Source organism: Mesorhizobium sp. M8A.F.Ca.ET.021.01.1.1, from assembly GCF_003998025.1.
GTDB lineage: Bacteria > Pseudomonadota > Alphaproteobacteria > Rhizobiales > Rhizobiaceae > Mesorhizobium.
The window spans coordinates 1-3,142 of sequence record NZ_RZSJ01000671.1 but is presented as its reverse complement, the minus strand read 5'-3'; the positions used below and the strand labels follow the sequence as shown (position 1 = coordinate 3,142).

Genomic DNA, 3,142 nt, shown 5'->3' with positions numbered 1-3,142 from the left:
GGTGTCCTCAACCACTGGTTCCTGTCGACGTCGGCGGCGCGGGAGCTCGGCCTTGTCACCAACGGTCGCGGCGCGCGCGGCGGCTCCTCCGTCTCGCCGTCGTCGACGAACCTTGCCATCGAGGCGGGCGAGCGCTCGCCGGAGGATTTGATCGGCTCGCTCAAGACCGGCTTCTACGTCACCGAAGTGTTCGGCCAAGGCGTGGACATGCTCACCGGCGAATACAGTCGCGGCGCCTCGGGCTTCTGGATCGAAAATGGCGCGCTCGCCTATCCGGTCGCCGAAGTCACCATCGCCTCGAACCTGAAGACGATGTTCCTCAACATGGTGCCGGCCAATGACCTCGACCGCAATTTCGGCACCGCGGCCCCGACGCTCCTGATAGAAGGCATGACCCTTGCCGGAGCATGACCTGACCACTGCCGGTGCCGATCAGGACTTGCCGCTGCTGCGTGACGCCGCCCGCGAGGCCGGTCTTATCGCCATGCGCTACTTCGGCAACAATCCGCAGGTCTGGATGAAGGGCGGCACCTCGCCGGTCAGCGAAGCTGATCATGCCGCCGATGCGTATCTGCGCCAGACGCTGCTTGCGGCACGGCCGGATTATGGCTGGCTGTCGGAAGAGACGGCCGACGATCCGGCACGGCTTTCGGCGCGCCGCACCTTCGTTGTCGACCCGATCGACGGCACGCGCGGCTTCCTCGAAGGCCAGCGGACATGGTGCGTCAGCGTTGCCGTCGTCGAGAATGGCCGCACGCTCGCCGGGGTGCTCGAATGTCCGGCGATGGATGAGACCTACTCGGCGCTGCCCGCTCAGGGCGCCTTCCGCAACGACAAGCGCATCGCGGTGCGCAAGCCTGGGGACAAGGCTGAAATTTCAGGATTGAAGCAGTTGATCGACCTGGTGCCTGCCGCCTGGCAGCAGCGGCTGCAGCGGGCACCCTACATCCCCTCGCTCGCCTACCGCCTGGCGATGATCGCCAACGGGACGCTCGACGCAACGTTCGTCAAGCCGAACGCGCATGACTGGGACATCGCAGCCGCCGATCTCATCCTGCGCGAGGCGGGCGGTCAACTGCTCGACCCGAATGGCCGCGCGCCGCTCTACGCCGGCGAGGTGATCCGCCACGGCGCGCTCGCCGCCGGCAGCGGGGACCTGCTGGCGGTGCTTGTCGATGTCATCGCCGGGCTGGATGCCTGAAAGCGTTTTCGAAGGTTCCAAAGTCGGCGGCTTTGGTCTAGACCTGTCACAAACTCACGATATGTGAAGGACCGACATGGCCGCGGAAGACGGAAAGAAACAGCTTTTGCATCTGGTGTTCGGCGGCGAACTCAAGAAGCTTGGCGGTACCGAGTTCAGGGATCTCGACGCGCTCGACATCGTCGGCGTCTATCCCGACTATCAATCCGCGCACACTGCGTGGAAAGCCAAGGCGCAAGCCAGCGTGGACAATGCTCATATGCGTTATTTCGTCGTTCATCTGCACCGCCTGCTGGATCCTGATAGCAAGGCCGCCGGTTGACCTCGATGGAGCATGATCTGGCGAAACAGCCAGCCAGCGAGGCCGCGCCCACGGGCAGGGGCGGCAGCCGCACGACCAAAGCCTTCTGGCGCCGCATTCGCGAGCCGCTCGCGCAGTCTCGATTCGTCAAGAACGCCATTGCCAGCCTGCTCGCGCAGTTCGTGCGGCTGGTTCGCCTGACCAGCCCCCTGGTCGCCGGATCGGCGCGCTTTTCGGGCGGCGCCTACGCCGAGTTCGAGCCGGGTATCATTGCTCTGTGGCATGGCCAGCATCTTTTGACACCGGCCTATTACCCCAAGCGCAAACCCCTGGTTGCCATGGTGTCGCGCAGCGCTGATGCCGAACTCAACGCGCTGATGCTGGAGAAGTTCGGCATCGAGGCGGTGCGCGGTTCGGGTGGGCGTGACAATGCCAGGCATCTGGACAAGGGTGGGGCCAAGGCGCTGATCGCCCTCAAAAAGTCGCTCACCGCAGGCAAGAACGTTGCCATGATCGCAGACATTCCCCACGGTACCCCGCGCGATGCAGGGCTCGGCATCGTTCTCCTGGCTCGCCTCTCCGGCCGGCCGCTCCTGCCCGTCGCCATAGCCACCAGCCGCCGCAAGGTGCTGGAAAAGAGCTGGGACAAGACCACCATCAACCTGCCCTTCGGCCGCTCCGCCGTGACCATCGGCGCGCCGATCTTCGTGGCGGCGGATGCCGACGACGCCGAAATGGAACGCAAGCGCCTGGAAGTGACGGCCGCCCTCAACGCCGCGACCGCCGAGGCCTACCGTCTCGTGGACGGTCCTCGATGAGCGGCCGCTGGGCCCGCACCATGCTGTCGGCATATCGATTTGCCGGCGCGGCCGCCTATCCGCTGGTCGGACCCTATGTCGCCTGGCGCACTTCGCGCGGCAAGGAAGACCGCAACCGCCGCCGCGAGCGCTACGGCGTCGCCGGCCGGCCGCGCCCCGAGGGGCCGGTGATCTGGATCCATGCCGCGAGCGTCGGCGAGACCTTGGCCGTCGTGCCGCTGGTCGAAAGCATCCTCGACTACGGCGTCAACATCGTGCTGACGACCGGCACGGTAACCTCCGCCCAGGTCGTCGACGAGCGGCTCGGCGACCGCATCATCCACCAATATGTGCCGCTCGATCTGAAGCCGGCGGTCAGCCGCTTCCTCGATCACTGGAAACCGGATCTGGCGATCATCGCCGAATCCGAGATCTGGCCGATGACCATCCTCGAACTCGGTGCTCGCCACGTGCCGCAGGTGCTGGTCAATGGCAGGCTCTCCGATCGCTCGTTCACGTCGTGGAAGAAGCGGGCCAACATCGCCGAGGCGCTGTTCGAGAATCTGGCCCATGTCGTTGCCCAGTCCGACGTCGACGGCGAGCGGTTTCGCGCGCTCGGCGCCCGGCCGGTCACGGTGTCGGGCAACCTCAAGGTCGACACCAACCCGCCTCCGGTCGACGATCGCGCGCTCGGCATTTTGCAGCGGCAGATCGGCGATCGGCCGACCTGGGCGGCGATCTCGACCCATGATGGCGAGGAAGTGGTCGCGGCGGAAGTCCACGCGACGCTGCACAAGCGTCACCACGGCCTTTTGACGATCGTCGTTCCGCGTCACCCCGATC

General features: G+C 65.8%; 5 protein-coding genes. All 5 read left to right on the top strand.

The features are described 5' to 3' along the window. The coding region (locus EOA36_RS31905; protein WP_245464528.1) for a metallopeptidase TldD-related protein at positions 1–411 on the top strand (411 nt) is incomplete at its 5' end. Next, positions 398–1,201, top strand: a complete 804-nt coding sequence (locus EOA36_RS31900) for a 3'(2'),5'-bisphosphate nucleotidase CysQ (RefSeq protein WP_127280826.1) — start codon at positions 398–400, stop codon at positions 1,199–1,201. The genes EOA36_RS31905 and EOA36_RS31900, both read left to right, overlap by 14 nt. A gap of 76 nt (positions 1,202–1,277) precedes the next feature. Further along, positions 1,278–1,523: a DUF4170 domain-containing protein gene (locus EOA36_RS31895; protein ID WP_015318348.1), complete on the top strand. Its 246-nt coding sequence runs from the start codon at positions 1,278–1,280 to the stop codon at positions 1,521–1,523. Between the two features lie 5 nt (positions 1,524–1,528). Continuing rightward, entirely contained in the window at positions 1,529–2,320 is a 792-nt protein-coding gene (locus EOA36_RS31890) for a lysophospholipid acyltransferase family protein (RefSeq protein ID WP_127280825.1), read from the top strand. Continuing rightward, positions 2,317–3,142, top strand: an 826-nt coding sequence (locus EOA36_RS31885; RefSeq protein WP_281040101.1) for a glycosyltransferase N-terminal domain-containing protein, incomplete at its 3' end; no start/stop codon positions are given. The genes EOA36_RS31890 and EOA36_RS31885, both read left to right, overlap by 4 nt.

Coding starts and splice junctions, on each gene's coding strand:
- EOA36_RS31890 (WP_127280825.1), top strand. CDS start 1,529: ATGGAGCATGATCTGGCGAAACAGCCAGCCAGCGAGGCCGCGCCCACG.
- EOA36_RS31895 (WP_015318348.1), top strand. CDS start 1,278: ATGGCCGCGGAAGACGGAAAGAAACAGCTTTTGCATCTGGTGTTCGGC.